Source organism: Lamprocystis purpurea DSM 4197, from assembly GCF_000379525.1.
GTDB classification, from domain to species: domain Bacteria; phylum Pseudomonadota; class Gammaproteobacteria; order Chromatiales; family Chromatiaceae; genus Thiodictyon; species Thiodictyon purpureum.
Genome location: NZ_KB902509.1, coordinates 67329 through 92552 on the forward strand (window position 1 = coordinate 67329; position 25224 = coordinate 92552).

At 63.3% G+C, this 25224-nt stretch carries 23 protein-coding genes; 8 read left to right on the forward strand and 15 right to left on the reverse strand.

From position 1 onward, the window contains the following. Nucleotides 1–107: 107 nt before the first annotated feature. Nucleotides 108–830, reverse strand: coding sequence for a Crp/Fnr family transcriptional regulator (locus A39O_RS0118555; RefSeq protein WP_020506166.1), 723 nt, complete (start codon nt 828–830; stop codon nt 108–110). A 222-nt stretch (nt 831–1052) separates the two neighbouring features. Between A39O_RS0118555 and A39O_RS34185 the strand changes: the two genes are divergently transcribed. From A39O_RS34185 to A39O_RS34195, 4 genes are read left to right on the forward strand one after another with little or no spacing between them, the layout of a single operon-like run. Continuing rightward, complete coding sequence (locus tag A39O_RS34185; RefSeq protein ID WP_211211629.1) at nt 1053–1601, forward strand: TolC family protein; 549 nt, start codon at nt 1053–1055, stop codon at nt 1599–1601. Beyond that, the gene (locus A39O_RS34190; protein ID WP_157640251.1) at nt 1598–2386 is read left to right on the forward strand and encodes an efflux RND transporter periplasmic adaptor subunit; all 789 of its coding nucleotides are present in this window, start codon (nt 1598–1600) and stop codon (nt 2384–2386) included. Before A39O_RS34185 ends, A39O_RS34190 begins: the two co-directional genes overlap by 4 nt. A gap of 41 nt (nt 2387–2427) precedes the next feature. Further along, the gene (locus A39O_RS43615; protein ID WP_407635656.1) at nt 2428–2637 is read left to right on the forward strand and encodes a hypothetical protein; all 210 of its coding nucleotides are present in this window, start codon (nt 2428–2430) and stop codon (nt 2635–2637) included. Next, nucleotides 2540–3259 carry an FtsX-like permease family protein gene (locus A39O_RS34195; RefSeq protein ID WP_407635655.1) on the forward strand — a complete coding sequence of 240 codons (720 nt, stop codon included), beginning with the start codon at nt 2540–2542 and terminating at the stop codon, nt 3257–3259. Before A39O_RS43615 ends, A39O_RS34195 begins: the two co-directional genes overlap by 98 nt. 356 nt (nt 3260–3615) lie before the next feature. Here the strand turns inward: A39O_RS34195 and A39O_RS43620 are convergent, their stop codons facing one another. After that, complete coding sequence (locus A39O_RS43620) at nt 3616–3711, reverse strand: hypothetical protein (RefSeq protein ID WP_083924772.1); 96 nt, start codon at nt 3709–3711, stop codon at nt 3616–3618. Nucleotides 3712–4198: 487 nt separating this feature from the next. Between A39O_RS43620 and A39O_RS0118580 the strand changes: the two genes are divergently transcribed. Beyond that, complete coding sequence (locus A39O_RS0118580) at nt 4199–4465, forward strand: GlsB/YeaQ/YmgE family stress response membrane protein (protein ID WP_026199523.1); 267 nt, start codon at nt 4199–4201, stop codon at nt 4463–4465. Nucleotides 4466–4796: 331 nt separating this feature from the next. Here the strand turns inward: A39O_RS0118580 and A39O_RS0118585 are convergent, their stop codons facing one another. From A39O_RS0118585 to grxC, 11 genes are all read right to left on the reverse strand, one after another. After that, nucleotides 4797–13517: a glycoside hydrolase family 94 protein gene (locus tag A39O_RS0118585; RefSeq protein WP_040528183.1), complete on the reverse strand. Its 8721-nt coding sequence runs from the start codon at nt 13515–13517 to the stop codon at nt 4797–4799. Nucleotides 13518–13561: 44 nt separating this feature from the next. Continuing rightward, nucleotides 13562–13687: a hypothetical protein gene (locus A39O_RS43210; RefSeq protein WP_020506172.1), complete on the reverse strand. Its 126-nt coding sequence runs from the start codon at nt 13685–13687 to the stop codon at nt 13562–13564. Nucleotides 13688–14066: 379 nt separating this feature from the next. Then, nucleotides 14067–14357, reverse strand: coding sequence for a sll1863 family stress response protein (locus tag A39O_RS0118595; protein ID WP_020506173.1), 291 nt, complete (start codon nt 14355–14357; stop codon nt 14067–14069). Nucleotides 14358–14814: 457 nt separating this feature from the next. Continuing rightward, entirely contained in the window at nt 14815–14937 is a 123-nt protein-coding gene (locus tag A39O_RS43215) for a hypothetical protein (RefSeq protein WP_281170095.1), read from the reverse strand. 18 nt (nt 14938–14955) lie between these two features. Continuing rightward, a complete protein-coding gene (locus A39O_RS0118605; RefSeq protein ID WP_020506174.1) occupies nt 14956–16029 on the reverse strand; it encodes a DUF2333 family protein in 1074 nt (357 codons plus the stop codon). 59 nt (nt 16030–16088) lie between these two features. Beyond that, entirely contained in the window at nt 16089–16307 is a 219-nt protein-coding gene (locus A39O_RS0118610; protein ID WP_020506175.1) for a hypothetical protein, read from the reverse strand. 41 nt (nt 16308–16348) lie between these two features. After that, nucleotides 16349–16537 (reverse strand): Thivi_2564 family membrane protein, encoded by a 189-nt coding sequence (locus tag A39O_RS0118615; protein ID WP_026199524.1) that lies wholly within the window; start codon nt 16535–16537, stop codon nt 16349–16351. A gap of 317 nt (nt 16538–16854) precedes the next feature. Next, a complete protein-coding gene (locus A39O_RS0118620; RefSeq protein WP_020506177.1) occupies nt 16855–17064 on the reverse strand; it encodes a DUF2061 domain-containing protein in 210 nt (69 codons plus the stop codon). Nucleotides 17065–17303: 239 nt separating this feature from the next. Further along, complete coding sequence (locus A39O_RS0118625; protein WP_020506178.1) at nt 17304–17780, reverse strand: hypothetical protein; 477 nt, start codon at nt 17778–17780, stop codon at nt 17304–17306. A gap of 17 nt (nt 17781–17797) precedes the next feature. Beyond that, nucleotides 17798–18193, reverse strand: a complete 396-nt coding sequence (locus A39O_RS0118630) for an RNA-binding S4 domain-containing protein (RefSeq protein ID WP_020506179.1) — start codon at nt 18191–18193, stop codon at nt 17798–17800. After that, nucleotides 18190–18444, reverse strand: coding sequence for a glutaredoxin 3 (grxC, locus tag A39O_RS0118635; protein WP_020506180.1), 255 nt, complete (start codon nt 18442–18444; stop codon nt 18190–18192). The genes A39O_RS0118630 and grxC overlap by 4 nt, the downstream gene beginning before the upstream one ends. A gap of 160 nt (nt 18445–18604) precedes the next feature. On the opposite strand from grxC, the gene pepN reads away from it, so the two are divergent. From pepN to A39O_RS0118650, 3 genes are all read left to right on the forward strand, one after another. Then, complete coding sequence (gene pepN / locus A39O_RS0118640; protein ID WP_020506181.1) at nt 18605–21247, forward strand: aminopeptidase N; 2643 nt, start codon at nt 18605–18607, stop codon at nt 21245–21247. 187 nt (nt 21248–21434) lie between these two features. Then, nucleotides 21435–21878: a DUF29 domain-containing protein gene (locus tag A39O_RS0118645; protein ID WP_020506182.1), complete on the forward strand. Its 444-nt coding sequence runs from the start codon at nt 21435–21437 to the stop codon at nt 21876–21878. A 162-nt stretch (nt 21879–22040) separates the two neighbouring features. Beyond that, nucleotides 22041–22898 carry a DMT family transporter gene (locus tag A39O_RS0118650; RefSeq protein WP_020506183.1) on the forward strand — a complete coding sequence of 286 codons (858 nt, stop codon included), beginning with the start codon at nt 22041–22043 and terminating at the stop codon, nt 22896–22898. Between the two features lie 108 nt (nt 22899–23006). Here the strand turns inward: A39O_RS0118650 and A39O_RS0118655 are convergent, their stop codons facing one another. Together A39O_RS0118655 and A39O_RS40965 are read right to left on the reverse strand one after the other, a co-directional pair. Further along, complete coding sequence (locus A39O_RS0118655) at nt 23007–24350, reverse strand: tetratricopeptide repeat protein (protein ID WP_051088851.1); 1344 nt, start codon at nt 24348–24350, stop codon at nt 23007–23009. Nucleotides 24351–24459: 109 nt separating this feature from the next. After that, nucleotides 24460–25008, reverse strand: a complete 549-nt coding sequence (locus tag A39O_RS40965) for a hypothetical protein (RefSeq protein WP_157640253.1) — start codon at nt 25006–25008, stop codon at nt 24460–24462. Nucleotides 25009–25224: the final 216 nt, after the last annotated feature.

The window sequence follows — 25224 nt, forward strand, 5'->3', positions numbered from 1 at the left end:
CCCGCAGGGCGGTGTCTGGCTTTGGGCGGGGGCCACCGGCTAAAGCCTCGGCCTCCAGTTTGCAGCCAGTCACAACCGGAGGCCGAGGCTTTAGCCGGAGGATGCCGTCATTCCGCGGTGGCGTCGGGGAGTAGGCGGGAGAATTCCTTGCGGACCACCGCGTAGCACTCGCACACCCGCGCTTCCAGACCCGGCCGATCCAGCATGCGGATATGACCCCGGCTGTATTCAATCAAGCCGGCACTCTGCAACTTGCCGGCGGCGTCGGTCACGCCTTCGCGTCGCACGCCCAGCATGTTGGCGATCAACTCCTGGGTCATCGTCAGTTCGTTGGAGGGTAACCGGTCGAGACACAGGAGCAGCCAGCGACACAGTTGCTGGTCCACCGTATGGTGCCGATTGCACACCGCGGTCTGCGCCATCTGGGCCAACAGGGCCGAGGTGTAGCGCAGCAACAACCGCTGGAAGGCACCGGAGCTGTTGAACTCCTGCTTGAACACGGACCCCTTCAGCCGATAGGCCTGGCCCGCACTCTGCACTACGGCCCGATTCGGCATGGTCTCGCTGCCCAGGAACAGGGCGATGCCGACGAGACCGTCGTTGCCGATGACGGCGATTTCGGCGGACGCGCCGTTCTCCATGACGTTCAACAGGGACACGATGGCGTCGGTGGGGAAATAGACGTGGCTCAACCGGCCTCCGGATTCGTAGAGGGCCTCACCCAGCGGCAGCTCGACCAGTTCCAGGCGGGGCACCAGGCGCTCGAGGACGGCCGGGGGCAGCACGGCGAGCAAGTGGTTACCGCGTGGGCTGGGGGGGCCGGACGTCATGAATTGGAGCAGCCTGCAAAATGCGTTGGGATGGGCTCTATTTGGGGGGCACCGCGCGGTGCTTACAGTGCCCCGCCGCACAGACCGCCCCAGCGGTCAGCGCGCATCATACGTCGATCAACGCGCTGGGGTGAGGCCAACGCCGTGCATGCGGCAAAGCACTCGCGCGTGCAACAGTATAACACTAGCCGCCGGCCTGCCCGGAGTGCCGCGGTCGCCCTCGTGGCTCAGGCCGAGGCCGCGCGTGCACCGAACTTCACGATCAGCGGCTCGCTGGGTCTGAGCGCGCTGACGCTGGCCGCGCTGACCCACGGTGCCTCGTCGGTCAGTGTGTTGTTGGGCAGCGTGACGCTGCCGGTGTTCGACGGCGGTGCCCGGCGCGCCCAGGTGCGCGCCCAGCAGGCCGCGCTGGATCAGGCGGGTTCCGTCTATACAGCCACGGTGTTGACGGCGCTCAAAGACGTGGAAGACGCGCTGGTCGCGTTGCGCGGGGATCGCGAGCGTCTGGCGCACCTGCGGCTCGCCGCCGAGGCGGCCGCCAACTCCGCCATGCTGGCGCGTCAGCGCTACAGCGGCGGGGTCATCGACTTCCAGACCGTGCTCGACACCCAGCGCACCCAGCTCAGCACCCAGGATAGCGTGGTCACGGCCGGCGTCGACCTCAGCGCCGACCATGTGCGCCTGTACAAGGCGCTGGGCGGCGGTTGGCGCCCCGGCAGCGACGCGACTTCCGCCTCAACCGCCGACGCACCCGGAGTCCCCCGATCATGAGCACAGTCCCATCCCCCGTGGCCGTGCCCACGCTCGGCCCGGATGCCGAGGACGAAACCGCGATCGACCTCGCGACCTTGCTCGACGAGCCCGTCGCGCAACCCTGGTACCGCCGCCGCATGCCCTGGGCCATCCTGCTGTTGGCGGCGCTTGCGGCTGCCGGCTGGTGGTATTGGCAGACCGGTAAGGCCGCCGATACAGCACCCGGCTACACCACGGAGTCAGTGGTTCGCGGGAATCTGACGCTGACGGTCACCGCCAACGGGACCCTGCAACCGACCCGCTCGATCAATATCGGCAGCGAACTGTCCGGCACGGTGCTGAAGGTCAATGTCGACGTCAATGATCAGGTCAAGCAGGGCCAGGTACTGGTCGAGCTGGATACCGCGAAGCTGCGCGACCAGATCCTGCGTTCGCAAGCCACGCTGGCCGGGGCCAACGCCAAGGTCGCCCAGACGGTGGCGACGGTGAAGGAGGCGCAGGCCAGTCTGACCCGGCTCGACGAGGTGGCACGGCTGTCGGGCGGCAAGGTGCCGTCCAAGACCGAACTGGACATCGCCCACGCGGTGGCGGAGCGGGCAACCGCGGACGCGGCCAGCGCCCGCGCCAGTGTGGATGACGCCAAGGCGGCGCTGTCGACCGACGGCATCAACCTGACCAAGGCATCGATCAGCGCCCCGTCCGACGGCGTGGTGCTGACGCGCAGCGTCGACCCCGGCAACGCGGTGGCGGCGTCACTCTCGCACTGCGTTCGATCCGGCGCAACCTGCTGCGCTCCTTTCTGACCATTCTCGGGATCGTGATCGGCGTCAGCGCCGTAATCACCATGATGACCCTCGGCAACGGCGCCACCCAGGCAGTGCAGACCCAGATCGCGGGGCTGGGCAGCAATCTGCATCATCGGCGAGACGGTGCGGCGCGAGATCTATGGCGGCGCCGTGGGCACCAACGGCCTGGGCGAATACCTGCGTATCAAGCAGTTCTCCTGCGAGGTCATCGGCATACTCGCATCAAAGGGCCAGGCGGCGATGGGTAACGACCAGGACGACACCGTGCTGGTGCCGCTGCATACATTGCAACGCCGCGTCACCGGCAATCAAAAGGTCGCCACACTGCTGGTCTCGATGCAGGACGGCACCGACAGTGCCCGGGTCAAGGCCAGCCTCACCCAACTGCTGCGCGAGCGCCGCAAGCTCACCAACGCCGACGACGACAACTTCAACGTGCTCGACACGCAACAACTTGCCGAGACCCTGTCGGGCACGACGCAAGTCATGACCACACTATTGGGTGCCGTGGCCGCCGTGAGTCTGCTGGTCGGCGGTATCGGCATCATGAACATCATGCTGGTCAGTGTCACCGAGCGCACCCGCGAGATCGGCCTGCGCCTGGCCATCGGCGCGCTGGAGCGTGAGGTGCTCATGCAGTTCCTGATCGAAGCGGTCGTCCTGGCCGCACTCGGCGGACTCATCGGCATTGTCATCGCGACCGGCGCCTCCATCCTCCTGGCCGGCGTGATGGGCGTACCCTACCTGTTCAATCCGACGATCAATCTGCTGTCCTTCCTGTTCTCGGCCGCCATTGGCGTGCTATTTGGTTACTTTCCGGCCCGGCGGGCGGCGCGGATGGATCCGATCGAGGCGCTAAGACACGAGTGATTGGTCTGGGGGCAGCATAGCCAACTCACCTCGCTGGAAAACGCTTGCTGTGCCTGACATGATATCGCCTTCTCACCTGATATCCAGACAGACCCTTGGTGTAGGGGCGGGTTTGAAACCCGCCCCTAGCAGCCTGTCGGACTTTAGGCGATTTCCGAATAAGACGCTCCGTAGGAGCCCGCTTGCGGGCGACGTGACCTGCCGGAATCGCGTCATTGTGCCCCCNCCCGTCGCCCGCAAGCGGGCTCCTACGGGTTGGATTTTTCGCGGAAATCACCTTACGTTAGATTATGGAGCAACAAAAAGCCTTTATATTGACTCATGCTCTTATCCTAGGGGCTAAGTCCGACAGGCTGCTAGGTCTCAGGAAAATGCTCCTCGTCCAGCCCTGTTTCATTCGCTGCGGCGATGACAGCAGACGGGTAAACATCGGCGATGGACTCCGCCACCATCGATTTCAGACTGGGATTTTCCTGCAAGAGTTACCGTGAAAGTCGCGCAACGACCCTGTGGGAGCGGCGTCCCGCCGCGACGGGGCCGGGCGCGTAGCCCTACCGTTCGAGGTCACCGCGGCACCGCATCGCGGCGGGACGCCGCTCCCACGAGGGACACTCATCTTCCGGGGTGGCTGATGTTCCTTCCATGGCCGTTAACCGGACCAGGGCCGCGCCGGCGCGATGTCGACCCGCTAGAGACGATAATCAAGGCCGCACTGGTCCATGGTGCCTGGCATCGGCCCGACATGCACCTGGGTCAAAGTCTCAGCCAGGGACCTTGTTCTTGGCCGCATCAGGCAGGCAATCGTGCGCTACCGTACCGACACCACCTGGTCTTGCGGGTACACCGTGATGGTGTCCGTGATGTTTGGCATGGCGATGGAATGGCGCCCCCGACCATCACGGTTCTGTCCGACCTGTGTAACCTATGGAGGATGAGTCCATGTTTTCTTGGACAATCTTGATTTGGATCCTGATCGGCGCTTTCGCCGGTGTCGCTGGCCGTAAGCTGATTGGCGGGGACCCGCCTTTCGGTATGATCGGAGACGTCATTCTCGGCATGGTCGGCGGTGCCTTGGGCGGCACGCTGGTCGCCCTGGCCGCGGACGCGGCGAGCTTTGTGTGGTTCGTCGGCAGTGTCGTGACCGCTCTGCTCGGGGCCGCGCTGCTGATCTGGGTCGCCAGCTTCATCAAGCGTAAGCCCGTTTGAAGGTTGAAGGTTGAAGGTAAACCGAGGTGAGGCGCTGATCGCTTGGGTGGCTTCGGAGCACCGGAGACCACCCACCATCGGCTCGGATGCCGATGCGACTGCAGTCGCACCGACTCGGACGCAGGTACGACTGAAGTCGCACCTACACTGACCGGTATCCAAATTGTCGGAAATCGCCTTAGCCTTCGTAGGGTCGGGTTTGAATTCCGCCCCTACATACGAATATTGCAGTTTACGTCTATTCAACCGGCTATCAACCGCTGCGCGGTCGTCGGTCCACCACCACGGACCACGGAGTCAGGTCGCGTCTGCGGAACAGAAAAGGATCCGCTCACGGCCGGCCGGAACCATCCTCAAGGCCCACCCGCACCTCGACCGCATGTTCCCGGCCGTCGTCCACCAACGCAATCGACAGGTCATCACGCGCCGTGCCGTCGACGGTCACTCCCGGCTCGCCCTGCCCGGCGGAAAGCTGGATCACGACAATGTGGTAGAGCGTCTCGCGGTAGCGGTAGTGCACGGTGAATCCAGGCCAATCCGCGGGGATGCAGGGCGTCAGATGCAGCGTGTCGACGTCCAGACGCAGCCCCAGGATCGATTCGAGGATCAAACGGTACATCCAGCCCGCCGAGCCGGTGTACCAGGTCCAGCCGCCGCGGCCGCCATGGGGTGAAACCGCATAGACATCGGCCGCGACCACATAGGGCTCCACCTTATAGGTCGCAATGGCGTCGGGTGATTGTCCATGATTGATCGGATTGATCATCGAGAACAACTCCCAGGTCCGCGCACGGTCGCCCAGGGCCGCGAAGGCCATGGCCGCCCAGATTGCCGCGTGGGTGTATTGCCCGCCATTCTCCCGTACGCCGGGGACATAGCCTTTGATATAGCCAGGGTCCAACGCGGAGGTGTCGAAGGGCGGGTCCAGCAATTGGATCAGCCCCAGGTCGCGACGCACCAGGTGTGCGTCCAAGGCTTCCATGCCCAGCCGGGCGCGCTGCGGATCGCCGGCCCCCGACAGCACTGACCAGCTTTGCGCAATGGAGTCGATCCGGCATTCCGGATTGACCGCGGACCCCAACGGCAGACCGTCATCGAAGTAGGCGCGTCGATACCAGCCGCCGTCCCAACCGTGCTGATCGAGGTTTTCGCGCACCTGCGCCGCCGCGCTGCGGCACTGTTCGACGAAGGCCGCGTCGCCTTGTTGGCTTGCGATCGCGCTGAAGCGCATCAGGACCTCATAGAGGAAGAAGCCCAACCAGATACTCTCGCCCCGGCCCTGAATGCCCACCAGGTTCATGCCGTCGTTCCAGTCGCCCGAGCCCATCAGCGGCAGGCCGTGCTCGCCGAAGCGCAGGCCGTGGATGATGGCGCGTACGCAGTGTTGGTAAAGGCTTACGGTTTCGTCTGAGCGGCCCGGCAGATCGTAGTAGGAGTCGTCTCCCGCATTGACATAACGTCCTTGCAGGAAGGCCATCGGTTCATTCAGCACAGCGGTATCGCCGGTGCTCTGGACATAGCGACAGGTCGCCAATGGCAGCCACAGGTAATCGTCCGAACAGCGGGTGCGCACCCCGCGGCCGGTCGGCGGATGCCACCAGTGCTGCACATCGCCTTCGGGGAACTGGCGGCTCGCGCAGAGCAGCAGTTGTTCGCGCAATAGGCCTGGTTCAGCATGGATCAGCGCCATCACGTCCTGAAGCTGGTCGCGGAAACCGAAGGCTCCACCCGACTGATAGAAGCCGCTGCGCGCCCACAGGCGGCAGGCCAGCGTTTGGTAGAGGAGCCAGCCATTGGCCAGGCAGTCGAGTGCCGGGTCGGGGGTTTCGATCTGCACGGCGGAGAGCCGGTGTCGCCATTGCTGCTGCACGGCCGCCAGCACGTCGCGCGCGGCAATCGCGCCGCGGCGGCTATTGACCGTGTTGCCGGGGTCATCCGCGCCGCGGCGATCAGCCACGCCGAGGCGGAACACGATCTCGTGCGTCTGCCCGTTGTTCAGTTCGAAATAGACCTGGAGTGCAGTGCAGGGGTCCAGGGCCGCACCAACCTTGCCTGACAGACTCGTGCGCGCCAGCGCGGCCGGACTGTGCAGTGACCCGTTGCGCCCGATGAATTCGGTGCGGTCGCCGGTCAGCGTCCGGGTCGCGTCGTCCACATCGAAGAAGCCGATCCGGTGGGCGAATTCGGTGTTGTATGGGTTGCGCGCGAACAGTGCACCACTGACGGGGTCGATCTCAGTCACGATATAGGGCGTGGTCTTGGGTCGCAGGTCGCCCAGCACCCATTCCACGTAGCCGGTCGCGGAGAGCCGCCGCGTCTTGCCCGAGCGATTGCGCACCTTCAAGACCGTGAACTTGATGGGTGCGTTCGGCGCCACGTAGACCCACAATTCCGACTGGATGCCATCCTCGGTATGCTCGAAGCAGCTATAACCGAAGCCGTGTCGGGTGGTGTAGGGCGTGGTCCCGCGGCGGGGCAGCGGCGTAGGTGACCAGAACGCGCCGCTGTCTTCATCGCGCAGGTAAAAGGCTTCGCCGCTGCCGTCGCTCACCGGGTCATTGTGCCAGGGCGTGAGACGGAATTCGTGGGCGTTATCGCTCCAGGTGTAGGCCGCGCCGCTCTCCGAGACGATGGTCCCAAAGTGCGGGTTCGCCAGAACATTCACCCAGGGCGCGGGGGTCTCCTGAGTGGGTTTGGTGATGATGACGTATTCACGGCCGTCGGGGGCAAAGCCGCCCAGTCCGTTATCGAACAGGAGGGCCGGCCGGGCGTTGCCCGCCATGGCGGTCGCCGGTCGTGCGTCGGGCTGCTCTGGGGTGTCCCGCACCCAGGAATCGCTGTCGATCGGCCGCAGACGCGGCAAGCGTTTTTGCACGGGGGCGCGCCGATTGAGCTGTTCCGCGAGCGTCCCGCGGCTGTCGCTGAGGATGGCGCGTGCCACCGTTTGGAACAGGATACGGTCTTCGTTGGAGATTTGATCGGCCGGTCGAATGAAGATACCGCCGGGTCGATCCAGCACATGGGCACCGACGCCCGCGGCAATCAGGCCCAGGATTTGTTCGTGGAGCTGCTGCCGGTAACCGGCGCGGTCCTCGTTCCAGATCATGAGATCCACGGTCAGCCCCTTCAGGCGCCAATACGCATGCGCCTGGACCAACTGATGGACGAGTTCGATGTTTTCCGGGTCGGTGATCTGCAACAGCACCAGCGGGACATCACCGGAGACCGCGTGGCTCCACAGTCCGGATTGCCCGCGGCGGTTCTGCATCAGCACGCTCGCCTCGGCGCGCAGTGCGTCGTTGGCGTAGAGAATCGAGCTTGCCAGGTGACAATAGAGCTGGGCGTCGGCCGCCGTGGCATTGAGTTGGCGCAGGACCACCTGGCTGTGGGTCCAGGCCAGGTCGAAACAGCGGTCCGCCAGCCGTTGATCCTGATACTTCGCGATCAACTGCAAGGCACTGTCGCGGGTGTCGCCGATGCCGCAGACCAGATCGAGTGTGGCCGCCTGATCGGGTTCCAGGGTCAGGCAGTAGCGGATGGCGACGATCGGGTCCAGCACGGAACCCGCGCTGCCGCCAAGCGGCCCCTTGGTACTCAGGGCCTGGGGTGCCGCGACCGTGTGACCGCGGCCGACGAAGCGCAGTCGGTCCGTTTCGAAGGACGGGGGTGCGCATTGCGCTCCGCGCACCACCATCAGGTGGAACATCCAGGGCGACTGTTCGTCATGAGAACGCGGTCGGCGGTTGCAGAGGATCGCCGGCAGCGGGCTCAGGACTTCGGTTTGCACGAACAGATTGCTGAATGCCGGGTGCAGCGCGTCCGCGGCGGCCGGGGCGAGCACGACCTCGGCGTAACTGGTGACCTCGATGACGCGGCGCGTGCGGGAGCGGTTGGTGATGCGCACCCGGCGCAGTTCGATGTCGTCCTCGGGCGAGAGGACGATCTCGGTATAGGACTCGATCTCCAGATCGCGGCGGCGAAACTCCGCGCGGCCTTCCGAGAAGATCGCCTCGAATTGATCCGGCTGCTTGAGTGTCGGCTGATAGGTCGTCGACCAGAAGGTGCCGCGTGCCAGATCGCGGATGTAGCAGAAACTCCCCCAGTGGTCCCGCGTACTGTCCTCGCGCCAGCGAGTGACCGCCAGGTCCTGCCAGCGACTGTAGCCGCCACCGGCGTTGGTGAGCATGACATGGTAGCGGCCGTTCGAGAGCAACTGGACCTGGGGCAACCGGGTGTTGGGACTGGCGAAGACGCGCACCGGCGCCGCTGGAGTGCCGCCGGCAAGGCCGATGTCAGTGACATCGTCGCCGGTTTCGGAACGGAAGGAGGGGGTCTGGGGAATGCGCTCCTGGAGCAACAGCACCGTGGCCTGGAACAAGGGTGCCGCGGTGAAGCGCCGCTGCATCGGACGGTTGAGCAGCAGATAGGCCAGCGATAGGAAGGTCATCCCCTGATGGTGCGCCATAAATGACCGCACCAGGGCGCGCGTCTGCCCGCGGGGCAGCCGGGAGGGGGTGAAGTCGACCGCCTCGTAAAGGCCGAACTTGCCGGCGAACCCGCTGGCCGCCAGGCGCTGCAGATTCACGCAGGCCGCCTCGGGGGCCACCATCAGCGCGAGCGCACTGGCATAGGGCGCAATGACCAAGTCCTCGGCCAGTCCGCGCTTGAGCCCCAGCCCCGGCACCCCGAAGGCGCGGTACTGGTAGTTGAAGTGGGCGTCGACGGCGTTGTAGCCGGATTCGGACACGCCCCAGGGCACGTTGCGTGCGCTCCCATAGGCGATCTGTCTCGCAACAGCCGCGCGATAGGTCTGGTCGAGGATGGTGTTGTCGTACGTCGGCATCACCAGCAGCGGCATCAGGTACTCGAACATCGAACCGCTCCACGACAGGAGCGTCGGCTCGCCGGCCGCGCTGGTCAGCAGGCGCCCCAAGGCAAACCAGGATTCCTGCGGCAGTTGGCCTTGGGCGATGGCGACGAAACTGCCCAGGCGGGCCTCCGACGCGAGCAGGTCGTAGTAACTGGCATCCAGCCGCCGATCGGTCACGTTGTAGCCGATCGCCAGCAGATGACGGGCCTCGTCGTACAGGAAGTCGTAATCCATGCGGGCCAGTTCCCCGGCTTGCAGCGTCAGGAGTTCGAGCGTGCTGATCCGCTCGCGGGCGCGGCGGCAGCCTTCCTGAAGCAGCGGGAGCGCCGCATCCCCATGTGCCGAGAGCGGGGCCGGTGCGCCGTCCTGAGGCGCGGCGCCGGCGGTGCTCGCGGCCAACGCGCGCAGGGTTGGGATGCCATTGAACGGCGGTGCGTCGGGAAGGTCGGTCGGCACGCTCGGCAGGCCGAGCCAGGGTGCCAGATACAGCAACTCATCCAGCAGGGCGCGGCAGTGTCCGGCCAGCGCCTGCCCCCAGTCGGTGGCGGCGTTGCCATCCAATCCGCCGGATACCGCGGCCTCGGCCATGATCGCCAAGGTCTCCAGGCACCGGTATGCCGTCGTCAGTGTCGTCGGCGGCGCCAGCGCACAGGCGTCCAGGGATTGCCGAAACTGCATGAGCGGGGCGGGCAGGGCCGCCGGTAGCGCCTCGCACAGGCAGTGGAAACTGTCCCTGATGCCGTCCAGCCAGCGCGCGCTGAGGATCGGGTCATCGGCCAACGCGACCAGTCCCGGCTGCAAGGTCAACAGGTGGCCGGCGAGGTTGCCGCTGTCCACGGAAGAGATGTAGAGCGGGGCGAGCGGTTGCAGCGACTGGGTGTCGTACCAGTTGTAGAAGTGGCCGCGGTAGCGTGTCAGGTCCGCCATGGTGCCCAGCGCGTTGCCGGTGCGCTCGATGAGTCCGCCGGCGGGAAGGTAGCCGAAGTCGTAGGCGGCCAGGTTTGCCAGTAACGACAGGCCCATATTGGTCGGTGAGGTGCGATGCGCGATCGTGACCGCCGGGTGCTCCTGGAAGTTATCCGGCGGCAGCCAATGATCCGCCGGGCCGACGAAGGTCTCAAAGAAAGACCAGGTTTTGCGACTGAGCAGATGCAGGAAGCGGGTTTGGTCCGCACTCAACTGGGCGGGACGGCGCCGCAGGGGGCGGCTGATCCACCAGGCGACCGCCGGTGAGGCGAACCAGAGCAGTAAGAGCGGTCCGGCAGCGGTGAGGGCGGCCGGATTGACGGCCGCCAGGCCCAGTGCCGTGACCACGGCCAGTAGGGGGGCCACCCACATCTGGCGGTAGAAACCAAAGAAACCCCGCCGGTGATGCGTGTCGCCCGAGGCGGTCCACTCCAGCAGTCGGCGGTGACTGACCTGCATCCGCCACAGCGAGCGGACCATGGCGTCCAGACCAACGAACGCCTCATAGGGGAGGCAGGCGATGGTGAAGAGCGCCTGCGTCAACTGCCGGCCGGCCGAGTGCAGCGCGGCGGCCAGGTGTTGGCGCCACCGCACATCTCCCGCTTTCTGCAGCCCGTTCAGTATCGATGTCAGCAACGCAGGAATCAGTGCAATGCCGAGCACCGCGAGGGTCCATAACCAGGCCGGAGACACCAGGGCCCAGCCCAGCACGAACAGCAGCGTGACCGCCGCGGGCACCAGACTGCGCCGCAGGTTGTCAAAGAGTTTCCAATGCGACAGTTTCGACAGCGGATTCTTGCGTTGGATGCCGTGGAGGCCGGGGACCCGCGGCAACAGCCAGCCCGCAATTTGCCAGTCCCCGCGCATCCAGCGGTAGCGCCGACTCAGGTCCGCGCTGTAGCAGGCGGGATGCTCCTCGTATAGCTGCACGTCGGTGAGCAGGCCCGAGCGTGCGTAGCAGCCTTCCAGGAGGTCGTGGCTGAGGATTCGGTTCTCCGGCAGGCGCCCGGCCAGCGCCTGTTCAAAGGCCGCAACATCGTAAATGCCTTTCCCGATGAACGAGCCTTCCTGAAACCAATCCTGATAGACGTCCGAGACGACTTGTGTATAGGGGTCGATGCCGGCGTCGCTTGCATAGAGCCGGGCGTAGCGCGACCGGTTGGCGCCGGGCAGGCTCGCTGCCACGCGGGGTTGCAGGATGCCGTAGCCTTCGACGATGCGTTGGCGGTCCGCATCCCAGCGCGGGCGATTGAGCGGGTGCGTCATGGCGCCAACCAGTTCCAGCGCCGCGTCACGCGGGAGTTCGGTATCGGTGTCCAGCGTGATGACATAGCGGACGTTGGCGAGGATGGCGGTGTCGCCGACCACGCGCGCAAACGGGCTGATCGCGCCCTCCGGCAGGAACTCAGGCGTACTGCCGCGCAGCAACGCGTTGAGATCGGACAGCTTGCCGCGTTTGCGTTCGTAACCCATCCAGACCCCCTCTTGCGGATTCCAGCACCGCGGGCGGTGGAACAGGAAGAAGGTGTCGCCGCTGACCCGCGGGTATTTCTCATTGAGCGCCGCGATCCGTTCAGCGGCCAATTGCACCAGACCGGCGTCCTGCGGCAGCGTCTCGGCCGGCGCATCCCGCAGATCGGTCAGCAGACCGAAGTGCAGGCTGTCGTCCCGATTCGCCAGAAAGCGAACCTCCAGTGCCTCCACCAGGGTCTCGATAGTCGCGTCGCCGGTCAACATGGTCGGCGTCACGACCAGGGTGCGCGCCTCCACCGGAATGCCGCGGGACAGGTCCATCCGCGGCAGCGGCTGCGGCGTCGCCAACAGGGTCGCAAACCAATTCACCAGCGCCATCGCCAACTGACTGGTGCCCAGCACCGCGGGTACACAGAGCAGTGCGAGCAGCCAGCCAGGCCAGTTGTCGGCTGCCGCCTGTGTCAGCAAGCTCACCGTGAAGAGTGCCGTCAAGACCAGGATCGCGCTCAGATACAGGAACAAGGGGAAGCGCCGCCCCCGCCGTTGCAGGGCATCCGCCACACCCAGACGCGCCTGCGCCCGCCGTTCGAGCAGTGCCAAGCCGCGATCGATCAGGAAATAACCGACGTGCGCCGACCGCGTGTCGCCGCCGGGCTGGCCGACGCGATCCTGCGCCAGCTCAAGCGCGTGGCGCGCCACCTCGGCCTCGGAGAGTCGGCTGTGCTTGGCGATGCGCTCCACCACGTGCCGGTAGCGGTCACGGGTGGCAAAGTCCATCCGGCCGTAGGTACCGCCCGGGTCCTCCCGTAGCGTCCATTCGACCACGCTCATGGTCTCCACGAACTCGCGCCAGTCCATGGCGCCGAGAAAGCGCAGACTGCCGATGCTGTTACTGATGGACACCTGGTCCGCGGCCTGTTGCTGATTCTCCACCTGAACCAATTGGTCGATGGTCAGGCTCGTGTCGGCCAGATGCTGCTCGATCCAGGTCAGCGGCAAGGCCAGGGCGGAACTCTGGCCTTGCAGTCGGCGCGCGAACTCCGCCACAAAGGCGCTCGACATCGGCGGCTGCGACCGCGCCATATCCGCGATCACCAGGATGAGATTCTTCGGGTTACTCTCGGCCATGGCCACCATCTGATCGGCCCAACCATCGGCGAGGTTGTGGCCGGTTCGGCTGCCGGCGATGCGGGCCGCGACGCGGCGGAGATTCTCGATCAGCGCGAGTCGCAGCATGATCGGAATCGCCCATAGTTCACCCAGCTTCAGTGGGGTGACGCTCTGGTAGGCCGCGACGAAGCGACTGAGATTCTCCGGGTCGACCCGGCCGTCGCCGTGCGCGATGATCTCCAGTGCGATGTCATAGACGCGCGGTAATCCGGCCGATGGGCCGTTGCGCAATCGCGGCAGTTCCCGGCTGTAGTCTTTGGGAAGATGCCGCCGGGCAGTACGAATCTGTTCGTCGATCAGATAGAAATTGTCGAGCAGCCATTCTCCCGCCGGGGCGATACGGCGGTCTTGCTTCACGGCTTCCAACAACAGGGCACAGACATCGACCAGCGTCAGCTCATTCGCGTTGAGCCGCACCAGGAGCTGATCCGGAACATGGTGCGGAGCCAGCAGGTGGGCAGCAGCGAGACCCTTGCCGTGTTGCTCCATCTGGACCGCGCTGAATAACTCCGCGCGTAACGGCTGCTCGTCGCCGATATAGGTCTTGGCTAAACCATTGCCCAGGATCCGCATCCGTACCTGCAGCAGCGTTTCACGAATCGCTCGATGCCCGATGATCACTTGACCTGAATCTCGTTGATGACGGATACCACGCCCGCGGCCGTATTCGCCGCTTGTCCTTCCTCCGCGTCGGCGTATGACGATTCAAGCAACAGGGTCGCGAACTGGTTGAGTAACGGCATGATGGGACTCCGGTTGAATGTCAGCCTTAGGGACGGTTCACTAATAGGTTAAACAAGTCCAATCAGGGACGCTACTTGTGTCGCCGTCGTATTCGTTGTCGTAATCGCAATCGTAAGCTTAATCGACTTGACGATCCCCACAAGGACGCGTTGCTCCTGCACGTGCCAATCGAACCCTTTCAAACCCTTGGCAGCCTTGCCCGCCCAAGTTGTGTAGCGAATCGAAACCCGAGAGACAGCGGGCTGCTCATGCCAAACGCGAATCGTTTATCCGATTACGACAACGACAACGCTTGTATTGTTTGACGCCCCGCGGTCGGAGTTGGTGTTCCGGCCACGGGCGTCGCTGCCGCCAATCAAATCAATGGCGGATATCTGCTCAGGCCTTGTAATGGGTCTGGAAGGTATGCACGGAATCCTTGAATGCCCCCCAGAATTTATCGGCCTCCACCTTGACCTGCTCCCAGGCCGTCTCGCTGGCTTCGCGCATCTCTTGGAGCTTCTTCTCGCCTTCCTCGCGCTTGACGCGCAACGCGCTGAGCTGCTCTTCATATTTTTCCTTGACGTCATCCTTGACTTCGTGCGCCTTCTCCTGCAACGCATCGATTTCGACGCTCCATGCATCGAGCTGGGTCTTCATGGTTGCCACGTATTCGTCTTTGGTCGACATTGCATTTTACTCTGGTTACTGGTAGGTGATCCGGCGCGATGCCGGGGTTTCGCTGGTCTTGCCGCGGTCGTTGCTAGCGGAGGAATCCCGGTGACTCCTGATACGACCTCCGCAGCACTTTACCGCGTGCAGAGAGTGCCGTCTGTTCGCCAGCACACGGATGCGCAAGCGCACTCAACAGCCCGTCTGCCGGGAATCCCGCCCGAGGAATGCGGCAGAGACCGCGGCATTTTCCGACCGGACTCAGATCGCCATTCTGTATCTTTCCGGGATAACCGATTTCGGCCGACGAAAGTCCCCAGCCGGCAGCGATGATCAGTGCGACGGCTAAAATCTCGACTGCATTCATCACTCGATTCCATCGTATGAACAACATTGTTCGACCCGCCATCACGGAAGCCTTGATCGTCATCCCGGCCAGCGGCGTGCGTCGTCAGGGCTTCCAGCCCTGACGGTGTCAGGCCAGGATGGCCTGACTACGCACCCGGCGAGCCCAGGTGGCCGGAATCTTGATCGAGGCCATGGAGACTCCGATGCCCGCCTGGCCCGATCCTGATCTGTCGTCTCTCGCGCTAGCCATGGTGGCGGGTCACCGGGCTCAGCCGGTCTCGAGCAAACTGCGCAGGTCGGCAATCGCGGCGTTCACCCGCGAGATGTAGGAGGCCATCACCAGCGAGTGGTTGCTCATTGGTCCGAATCCGGTGCCATTGAGGATGAGCGGACTCCAGACGGTGTTCTGCGTATTCTGCAATTCGCGGTTGATCTGTTCCAGGGACACCAGAGCATTCTTATCCTTCAGCACGGGTTCAAAATCGAATCGCATCGCCTGCAGTGTGGCCAGCAGCGCCCAGGTATAGCCGCGTGCCTCGTAGAAAATGTCGTCGATCTTGAGCCACGGTGTCTTGGTGTTCGATTCCTGTGCGACCGGAGTCGACCGACGGGCGTTGGGGTCGCCGGCCAGATCCGTATTGAGACGCGCCTGGCCGACCGCATAAGAAAGGCGCTGGGCCAGACTTCCGAGCCGCTTCTCGACAACCAGCAGGTAAGCCGTCAGATTATCCGCACGCGCGAAGAACTGACCATCCTGTGCCTTCGCGTCGGTGAGTCGGTCGAAGTAGCGATGGAGTGCAGCAATGCCCTGGCGATACTCCGACTCGGTGGACGGCAGGATCCAGGAGTTCGCGTTGTAGTTGAACTGCGGCTGTGCGGTTTCCAGGTCGACATCTTCAACCGACTGGGATTGGGCGCGGCTGAAGTCGTTGCGCAGGGCGAGTGTGAGATCACGCAATTCGGTCAAGACACCGAATTCCCAATTCGGGATATTATCCAGATAGATACCTGGCGGACCGATGTCGTTGGACAGATAGCCGCCGGGTTTATCGAGCAAGGTCTCGGCGATGCCGAGAGCGGCAGCCGTGGTTGCGGTACCCGGCACCAGCTTGCTGGAGTCGTTATTGACCAACGCCAGTCGTTCCTCAGTCACATTGAGCATATCCGGCGTTCGTGACCAGATGATGCCGAAGATGAGGATGATCACCGTCGCGGTGATCAGAAACAGACCAGTGGTCCACCAGAAACCTTTCTCTTGCCAGATTTTTGGATTGTAGTAGTTGGCGACATGGCCTATCTTGGCCTTGAAAGTCGGCTTTTTCGGGAATGCGAGATCATTCATCGTGTTCTCCTGTAATCCCTCCCGAAGGAGGGAGCGGAAGTGCCCGTCGATGCGGGTCACTAGCTGGTTTTCGGCACCAGCAGCAGGAGCATGCCAGCCGCCAATGCCGCCACACCGGCCCATACCGGAATATTCACGGTCTGCCGTTCTTGGACCGTCAGTTCAATCGGGCCGAGCTGTGCCTGCTGTGTCTCTTTCGTATAGCTGAAGCTGCCATAGGCAAGGCCCATACCACCGGCGATGATCAGGGCGATAGCGACGATCTTCAAAGCGTTCATCTGGAATGTTCCTCCGAGTTGGCTGTGATGTATGGGAACCACTATCCGACGCGCAAATTGCCCAGCGAACCAAGCACCCCAAAGGCGGCCAGCAGCCACATGACGACAGCGATGACGACGACCACATTCAGGATCGTTTTGATCTTTCCATCCATTGGTACGTAGTTATTGATCAGCCAGAGGCCGACACCAACGACAACCAGGGTGATAATCAAAGAAATCAATGGCATTTGTATTCTCCAGTCAGCTTGCATTGACCGCATCGACGCGTGGGAATTTTCTGTCGCGGAACGATGCGGGCCAGCGCTCGGAGGATCGAGCGATAATGCAGAATCTACGCGCGGCTGTCCCTGCCGGTCTGTACGCCATCGCACGTAGAACAGCACGCGGTCTATACTCTGAAAGGCCAACCCACCGTCCGCGGAGGCCCGCCAACCGGCCCGGCAACTCCACCAGTTCTTTTCACATGATGGCGTTGAAAGGTGCGGAGATCCGCATGCCACCCATCCCGGGCGTTGCGTCGGCCATCCGCACGCTGCTCCAGATCTCAGGCAGCGAACCCAAGCGTGCTTGGGGCAGCGTCGCGGCGGGCGCGCCACCGTGCCCAGATTTTTTCATGGAAGTGATACGCGACCGTGTTGACGGCCGGTTCCACGAGTGCCAAGGTGCCGCCCACGACGATGTCTCCGGTCAGGGCGTAGGCGACACTGAAGGCCACGCTGAAGTGCATGAAGGCGAAGGACAAGGTCTTGGTCATGGCGGGCTACCCGTGCGCTGTTGGCGATGACCGAGATGATAATGATTCTCGATAATAACAAAAATGGATTGTTCTTACCAGAGTGATAGGTGGAGCCGATAGAGGGGTGCGGGTTACCGCCTGACCCGGTGGATTTCGCCAAGGGGTTCGTGAAAGCGTCGGCCTCCGGTCTCGTCGCCCCGGTCGCCGTAAGGTCGAACCGGTGTGGTACGAAGTGCTTCGGAAATCGCCTTAGCGCATCACTTGCGCGTCTTTAGTCCTCGCCGGCGGCCCTGGTAGGCGGCGATCTGTTTGATGATGTCCTGAAAGGGCAGGGCGTCCAGCCCACCGAAACGGGCCAGCGCGGTGCGGACGGTGTCGCGGATATCGGCGATGCGCACGGGGACGGGTTGGTCCGGCGTCAGCGCCGCCTGGAGTCCGCGCAGGCCGCCGACCTGGATGCGCATGGCCTTGGCGTGAGGCAAGGCATCGGCGCCGGGCGTCGCGTCCGCGGCGATGGTCTTGAGGGTGAAGCGCGCCTGGCGCCGCAGGGTGGTCAGGAGTTCGCTGCAATCGGCCAGGGCCGCGTCCGCCCCGCAGCGGACGCCCTCGCGCTCGGCGATGCAGAACTTTTGTGCCAGCGAACAGGCGCCATTGTTGGTGAGGATGGTTTTTTCGAACACACAGGCCCTGGTGTTGACCGCTCGGTAGGTGTCGCGGAAGGCGTCATTGTCCATGGCGGTTCCGGCTTCCGCTAGTCCGCGCTGGTGAAGCGCTGGATCTGGCGCCGATCGCGCTTGGTGGGCCGCTCGCCCGTGGTATCGACAGGTCCCGCCTCGCGCCGCCGGCGCAGCAGGTCCTGGCGCCGCAGCACGCTGGACTCGTCCTCTCGGTACAGCAGCGCGGCCTCGCCGGCGGGGCGGCGTTGATTGCTGACCGCCAGCACCTCGAGGTCCCAGGCAAAGGTGTCTTTGTGGATGGAGAGCCGGGTGCCGGCACGGATGCCGTGTCCGGGCTTGGCGCGTTGGCCGTTGACCTGGATTTTGCCGCCGGTGATGGCCTCCACCGCCAGGCGGCGCGTCTTGAAGAAGCGCGCGGCCCAGAGCCACTTGTCCAGGCGGACCTCGTCGGGTGGCGCGGCGCTGTTCATCGTCCGAGCAGCTGATCCAGTTCGCCCCGCGCATCCAGCCGGACCAGATCGTCATAGCCCCCCACGTGCCGGTCATCGATGAAGACCTGGGGAACCGTGCGGCGGCGGCTACGCTCGATCATGATCCGCAACTGGTCGCGGTCACGGTCGACCCGAATTTCGGCGAACTCGACCCCTTTGGCATGCAGCAGTTTCCGGGCGCGGGTGCAGTAGCTGCATAGCGCCTTGGCATACATCACGATCTGGGGCATCGAAGCGCTCCCTGTCGTTGCTTCTTGGTTGATGGTTCGTGGTTGCATGTTGAGCGGCCCGCGCCGGCATTTTGTCCTGAATCTTGAAATCTGGTTGCCGCGCCCGGAATACAATTGTCCCAAGGCAGACTGTCTCTGCCAAGGACCATACGAGTGCAGCATGTATCGAGACGCCCCCCACCCGACCCGCCTGGAAGATTATCGCCCGCCGGAGTTTCTGATCGACCAGGTGGACCTGCACTTCGACCTGGACCTGGATCTCACGCGGGTTGCGGCTGAGCTGACGATCCGCCGCAACCCGGCGGCGACCCGCGGCGACGGCAGCCTGACCCTGCAGGGTGAGCAGTTGGCGCTGGATCAGGTGGCCATCGACGGGCATCTCCTGACTCCGGCGGAATATCGGGTGGACACCGAGTCCCTGACCGTGCTGCGGGTGCCGGATCGCTTCCGCCTGCTGACCCGGGTGCATATCCATCCGGCCCGGAATACCGCGCTGGAGGGACTTTACCAGTCCGGCGAGATGTTGTGTACCCAGTGCGAGGCGGAGGGCTTCCGGCGCATCACCTATTTTCTCGATCGGCCGGACGTGATGGCGCGCTATACCGTGACCATCGACGCGAACCGTGTTCGTTTTCCGGTGCTTCTGTCCAACGGGAATCCGCTCGAGGCGCGTGATCTCGAGGGCGGCCGGCATCGGGTCCGGTGGGAGGACCCGTTTCCGAAACCGAGTTATCTGTTTGCGCTCATCGCCGGTGAACTGGGCGTGGTCGAGGAGACCTTCACTACCGCGTCCGGCCGGTCGGTCGGTCTGCGCATTTATGTCGAGCCCCAGAATCTGGACAAGTGCGATCACGCCATGCGTTCGCTCAAGAAGGCGATGCGCTGGGACGAGGAGCGCTACGGCCGTGAGTATGACCTCGATCTGTTCATGATCGTGGCGGTCAGTCATTTCAACATGGGGGCCATGGAGAATAAAGGGCTCAATGTCTTCAATGACAAGTTTGTCCTGGCGCGCCCGGAGACCGCGACCGATCAGGATTTCCTGGGTGTCGAGGGGGTCATTGCCCACGAGTATTTCCATAACTGGACGGGAAATCGGATTACCTGCCGCGATTGGTTTCAATTGAGTCTCAAAGAGGGCTTCACCGTCTTCCGCGATCAGGAGTTTTCGGCCGATATGGGCTCGCGGGGAGTCACGCGCATCAGTGACGTCCGCACCCTGCGTGCGGCGCAGTTTGCCGAGGACGGGGGTCCGATGGCCCACCCGGTACGACCGACGTCCTATATCGAGATCAACAATTTCTACACCTCGACGGTGTATGAGAAGGGCGCCGAGGTCGTGCGGATGCAAGCGACGCTGCTTGGCCCCGAGGTCTTTCGGCGGGCGACTGATCTTTACTTCGAGCGGCATGACGGTCAGGCGGTGACCACGGATGACTTCGTGACCTGCATGGAAGACGCGAGCGGTCGGGATCTCACGCAATTCCGGCGGTGGTACGCGCAGGCGGGAACGCCCCAATTGCGGGTGAAAGGGGAGTATGCCGCGGCGGACGGCAGCTATACGCTGACCGTGCGTCAACACACCCCGGCCACACCGGGTCAACCTCAAAAGGGGCCGCTGCACCTGCCGCTCGCGGTCGGACTGCTGGGTCGCGACGGTGAGGCTTTGCCATTGCGTCTCGATGGCGAGGACGAAGCCGTCGCCACGCGCGGTACCCGGATACTGGAAGTCCGCGCCGCACTGGAGCGGTTCCGTTTCGTCGGACTCCAAGAACGCCCGGTCCCCTCCTTGTTGCGTGGTTTCTCCGCCCCGGTCAAGCTGCAGTGTGACTTCACCGACGACGACTTGCAGTTCCTCATGGCGCATGACACCGACGGTTTCGCCCGTTGGGATGCCGCCCAGAGCCTGATGCAGCGCATTCTGCTCGGCTTGGTGGCGAGCCCGCGTAAGTCGGTACCGACGGCCTTCTTTGCGGCATTTCGTGACACCTTGCTGGACGCCCGGGGCGAGCCGGCACTGCGTGCCGAAGTGTTGACTCTGCCTGGGGAGTCCTATCTGGCGGATCAGATGGCGGTCGTGGACGTCGACGGTATCCACCGGGCCGGCGAGTCGTTGCGCCGTCGCATCGGAGAAGAACTCGCTGCGGACCTGCTGTCTGTTTACACCGCCCAGGCGGAGTCCGGACCCTATGCCTTCACGCCGGCGGCCATCGGTCGGCGTGCTCTGAAAAATCTGACACTCTCCTATCTGATGGCGGCCGATGCGCCAAACGCCGTGACACTGTGCCGCGACCAATTCGCCGCCGCCCATAACATGACGGATGTGATGGCCGCGCTGCGGCTGCTGGTCGACCACGGCGGTGCCGCGGGAGAGGAGGCGCTGGCCGCTTTCTACGATCGCTGGTCCGCGCAGCCACTGGTCATCGACAAATGGTTCAGTATCCAGGCGACCAGCAGCCGCGCGGATGTTCTGGAGCGCGTGGTGGGGTTGATGACGCACGCTGATTTCTCGATGCGCAATCCCAACCGGGTGCGCAGTCTCATCGGCGCCTTCTGTACCGCCAATCCGGTGCGCTTCCACGCCGCTGATGGGGCAGGTTACCGTTTTCTCGCTGACCGTATCCTCGAATTGGATCCGCTGAATCCGCAGATCGCCTCGCGACTGCTGAAATCGATGAGTCGCTGGCGGCGCTATGACCCGGCTCGTCAGGCCCTGATGCGCGCCGAGATCGCGCGTATCCTCGCGGTCGATGCGCTGTCGAAAGATGTCTATGAGGTGGCGGCAAAGACCTTGGAAGACTAGCGAGCGGGTGAGGATGCGGTCTTATAGTATTCGGATGTGATAACCGGACGTAGGGGCGGGTTTCAAACCCGCCCCTAGACCAAGGGTCCGTCTGGATATCAGGTACGAAGGCTATAGCAACGCGTCAAGAACAAGCCACGCTCAATCGTTGTCGTAATCGTAAGTGAAAAGCTGTTTGGAGGCAGGCATGACAGCGACGGCACGCTATGAAACAGATTTCCACGCGTGGGCGCTGCACAGCGCCCGGCTGCTGCGTGAAGGCAAGCTGACTCAACTGGATGCCGAGCACATTGCCGAGGAATTGGAAGGCATGAGTGCGAGTGAACGTCGCGAGTTGCTGAACCGCTTGCAAGTGTTGCTCTTGCACCTGCTCAAGCACCAGTATCAGCCTGAGCGCCGCAGCAAGAGCTGGCGATTGACCATCAATCACCAACGCACGGCCATCGAGCGTTTGTTGGAACAGTCGCCGAGTTTGAAGACCTTACTCAATGCTGATTCGCTCGTCAAGGTCTATGGTAAAGCGGTGCGCGATACGGTGATTGAAACGGATCTGGAGCAGCATCTTTTTCCGGTGCTATGTCCCTATCGCCTTGAGCAAATCCTGGATGAGGAGTGGTTGCCGGAGTCTTGATCGCGGGGCCTGCACCCTCAATGCGGAAATTGCTCATGGAGAATTGGTCGCGCTGTTTCGAATCCTTGCGCGAGGGCATGTTCGCCTCAGCGGTAAAAGTCACCATTCCCGTGCATCCGATTGCACGACTTGTCCCGCACATCGGCGCAGGCCCTCGTCCCCATGAAACATCTCCCCGCCTATCTTGCCGCCCTGGCGGTGGTCTGTGTCTGGTCCGGGTGGATCACCATCTCCCGTTACGGGGTGCAGACTGAGCTGCAACCCGCCGACATCACCCTGCTGCGCTATGTGACGGCGCTGATCGGGGTCTTGCCGCTGGTTTTGCGGCACGCGTGGCGGCGGTTTTCGATTGGTCAGTATCTGGTCGTCGGACTGGGCGTCGGGTTCCCCTACACACTGTTTTCTTTCTATGGACTCAAGGTCATCGGCGCGGCCCATGCCGGGGTTCTGGTCAACGGGCTGCTCCCGGTTTTCGGCGCGCTGGTGGCATGGCTCCTCTTTCACCAGACGCTCTCGCCGATCCGCTATCTGGCGATCGGCATCATCTTTGCCGCCAATCTGATGATGGCCGGCGGCGCTACCTTTTCCGCCGCGCATGCGCTCGGAATTCTGTATCTGCTGGCGGCGGCGCTATTCTATACGGGGCATATGACCGGTATACGACAATGGGGCTTCGGCTGGCGGGACGTGCTGGTCACGGTGCCGGTGGTCAATGTCCTGCTGTTTTTGCCGCTAATGGCCTTGTTTCCCACGGCGCTGACCCAGGCAGCGCCGGCGGATATCGCCATCCAGGCGCTGTACCAGGGAGTGATCGTCAATATCTTCGCGTTGATGTGTGTAGCCTACGCCATCAACCATCTCGGTACGATAACCGTCTCATTGTTTATGTCCTTTGTGCCGGTGACTACCGCCATACTCGCCTGGGTACTGCTCGGCGAGGTCCTGAGCATCAATCAAATTGCCGGTATCGTCGGCTGTTCACTGGGGCTGATGCTGTACGCGCGGGGGCGCTGGTGGTGATTGCTGGGGCGACGGTGGAAGATTACGCTGACCAAATGATTCTCGCTGACGGAGATTTTGTCGCTTCCTGCTTCCAGACCTGACTCCATCCCTTCCTTATCTTGCTCGCTAGACGGGCTTCCGGGCCAGGACCAGCCAGCCGGCGACCGGCTCGCCGCCCTCGCGGCGCGGTGACTTCTGCTCGATCTTGATGAGCGACAGACCCGCCGCCCCGAGTGCGGTCATTACATATCCCTCGGAATGGGCATAGCGTCCGTGATGGCACAACTGGTAATCGGTCGTCGCGTTCTCTGCGAGCGCCTCGAGCGTGAAGCACAGGTGACCCGCGGGGCGCAGTGTGCGGGCCGCGGCGCGCAACGCATCGTCGATTGCGCCGAAATAGATCAGGGCATCCGTGGATACGACCAGATCATAGCAATTCGGGTGCTCCTCCATAAAGGCGGTCAGTTCGGCCTGGTGTAGCGCGTCGTAGAGACTGCGCCGACGGGCCTGGCCCAGCATCCCGGAGGAGAGATCCACGCCCTCCAGCGTGGCCGCGTAGGGCCGCAGGAGGGCCGCGCACAGACCGGTCCCGCAGCCGGCGTCGAGCACCGCCAGGTCTGCGGCCGCGGCGCCGATGCAGGCGGCGACCATCTCGCCCGCCTGGGTCGGGGCAGCGTATTCGAGCGACGCCAAGCGCGAATCGAAGCTCTTGGAAAAGGTGTCGAAGACGGTTTGCACATAGGCATCGGATGCGCGCACCGGGACCCCGACACCGGTGCAGGCTGCCAGGAGGTGCGCCGGCTCGGGGTTGTCGGGTTCGATCGCGAGCCAGTCGCGGAAGACCCCGGCAGCCTTGTCGAGAAGCCCGAGCCGGATATAGGCCAGGCTCTGGATCCCGCGTGAACGGGCGTCCTGCGGCCGGCGCTTGAGCACCTTATCGCTGTGCTCCAGGGCTTCCTCGCTCCGCCCGGTCTGGGCATAGACGCTGGAGAGCGTGATGCAGGCGTCGGTGAAGTCCGGTGCGATCTGGATGGCCCGCAGCAGGCATCGCTCGGCCTGCGCATAGAGGCCGAGCGCCTTCAACAGCACCGCGTAATTATGGAGCGTGTCGGGCCTGTCCCGATCCAGCGCGAGCGCGGCGCGATACTCGCGGTCCGCATCCGCGAAGCGCTCGTTTTCGAGCATCAGGTTACCGAGATTGTTGTGAAAGACCGCATGGTTGGGGACCAACTCGACGGAACGGCTCATGAGTCGCAGCGCCTCGTCGGTGCGTCCCTGGGCATGGGCGACCATCCCCAGAAAATGGAGCGCGTCCGGATGCTCGGGCACCAATTCGAGGACGCGCCCGTAGATCGTGGCGGCAGGCCCGAGTTCGCCGGCCTCATGCAGCGCGCTGGCCAGCCCCAGCGCTTCGCCCACGCTCAGTTCTTGGATCGGTTCTATTGTCGGCTGAGCCGCGGTCGGTTCCATCGGAGCCAGGCCTCGAGTTTGTGTTTGCACCATAGGGTATCGGCGAGCGGCGGATAAAGGTCAGCCACGGACCCGCCGAAACTAAGATCAGGGACTCACGGGACATCGATCATCGTTCCGGTCGGAACCGAGCTAACGTCCGAAGCGTCCTTGGAACAGGTGCCCAATGCCCAAGGCGGAATGGATCCAACGCGCTAAAAAAAGTGCCCTGCATGTTTTGCGCCGCCCAAAAACTCGACGCACCGGAATACACACTCATGCAGATAAACACATTGGCGACATTACCCGCCACCCCGGCTACATTTAAGGGATTGTTGCCACCATGCCCGTGCATCAGATATGTCCAAAGCACCTGCCCGGCCGCGTTGATTTCGCACGCACAAATGGGAACGCAGCCCCCGGCGGCAAGTCGAGTAAATAGAGGAACCGTCGGGGGAGTGTAGATTATCCCGGTTTGAAACATGAAGTATTCCACGCCGTTTTGAATACTCTCTGGCGCGATCGATGGATAAACGGCGGGATAGCCTGGCAGATTGATCGGGACCGGCCCGCCTCTTGGAGTCACGGCACCAGCAACATTCAGAATTCTTCCGAAAGCATTTGCCATCGCACGATAACCTCTCTTTTCCTGAAAAAAGGGTCGGTCAGGAGGGGTCACCAGGAGAGGGGTCCAGTAAAGAGGAAAGGAGTCAGAGCCTATTGTCTGCTCTTTTCCATACTTTTTCTAAACCTCTTCACCCCCGACACGCCGAGCAAAGATTCAAGACCCTGAAGTCTCGCCGAAGCAGCATCCGCCCGGCACCGGTTACCTACCGCCAATAAGATAACGCCCTTGAGTCTAGACGATGCCCGCATGTTTGCAAGGTAGGCTCCG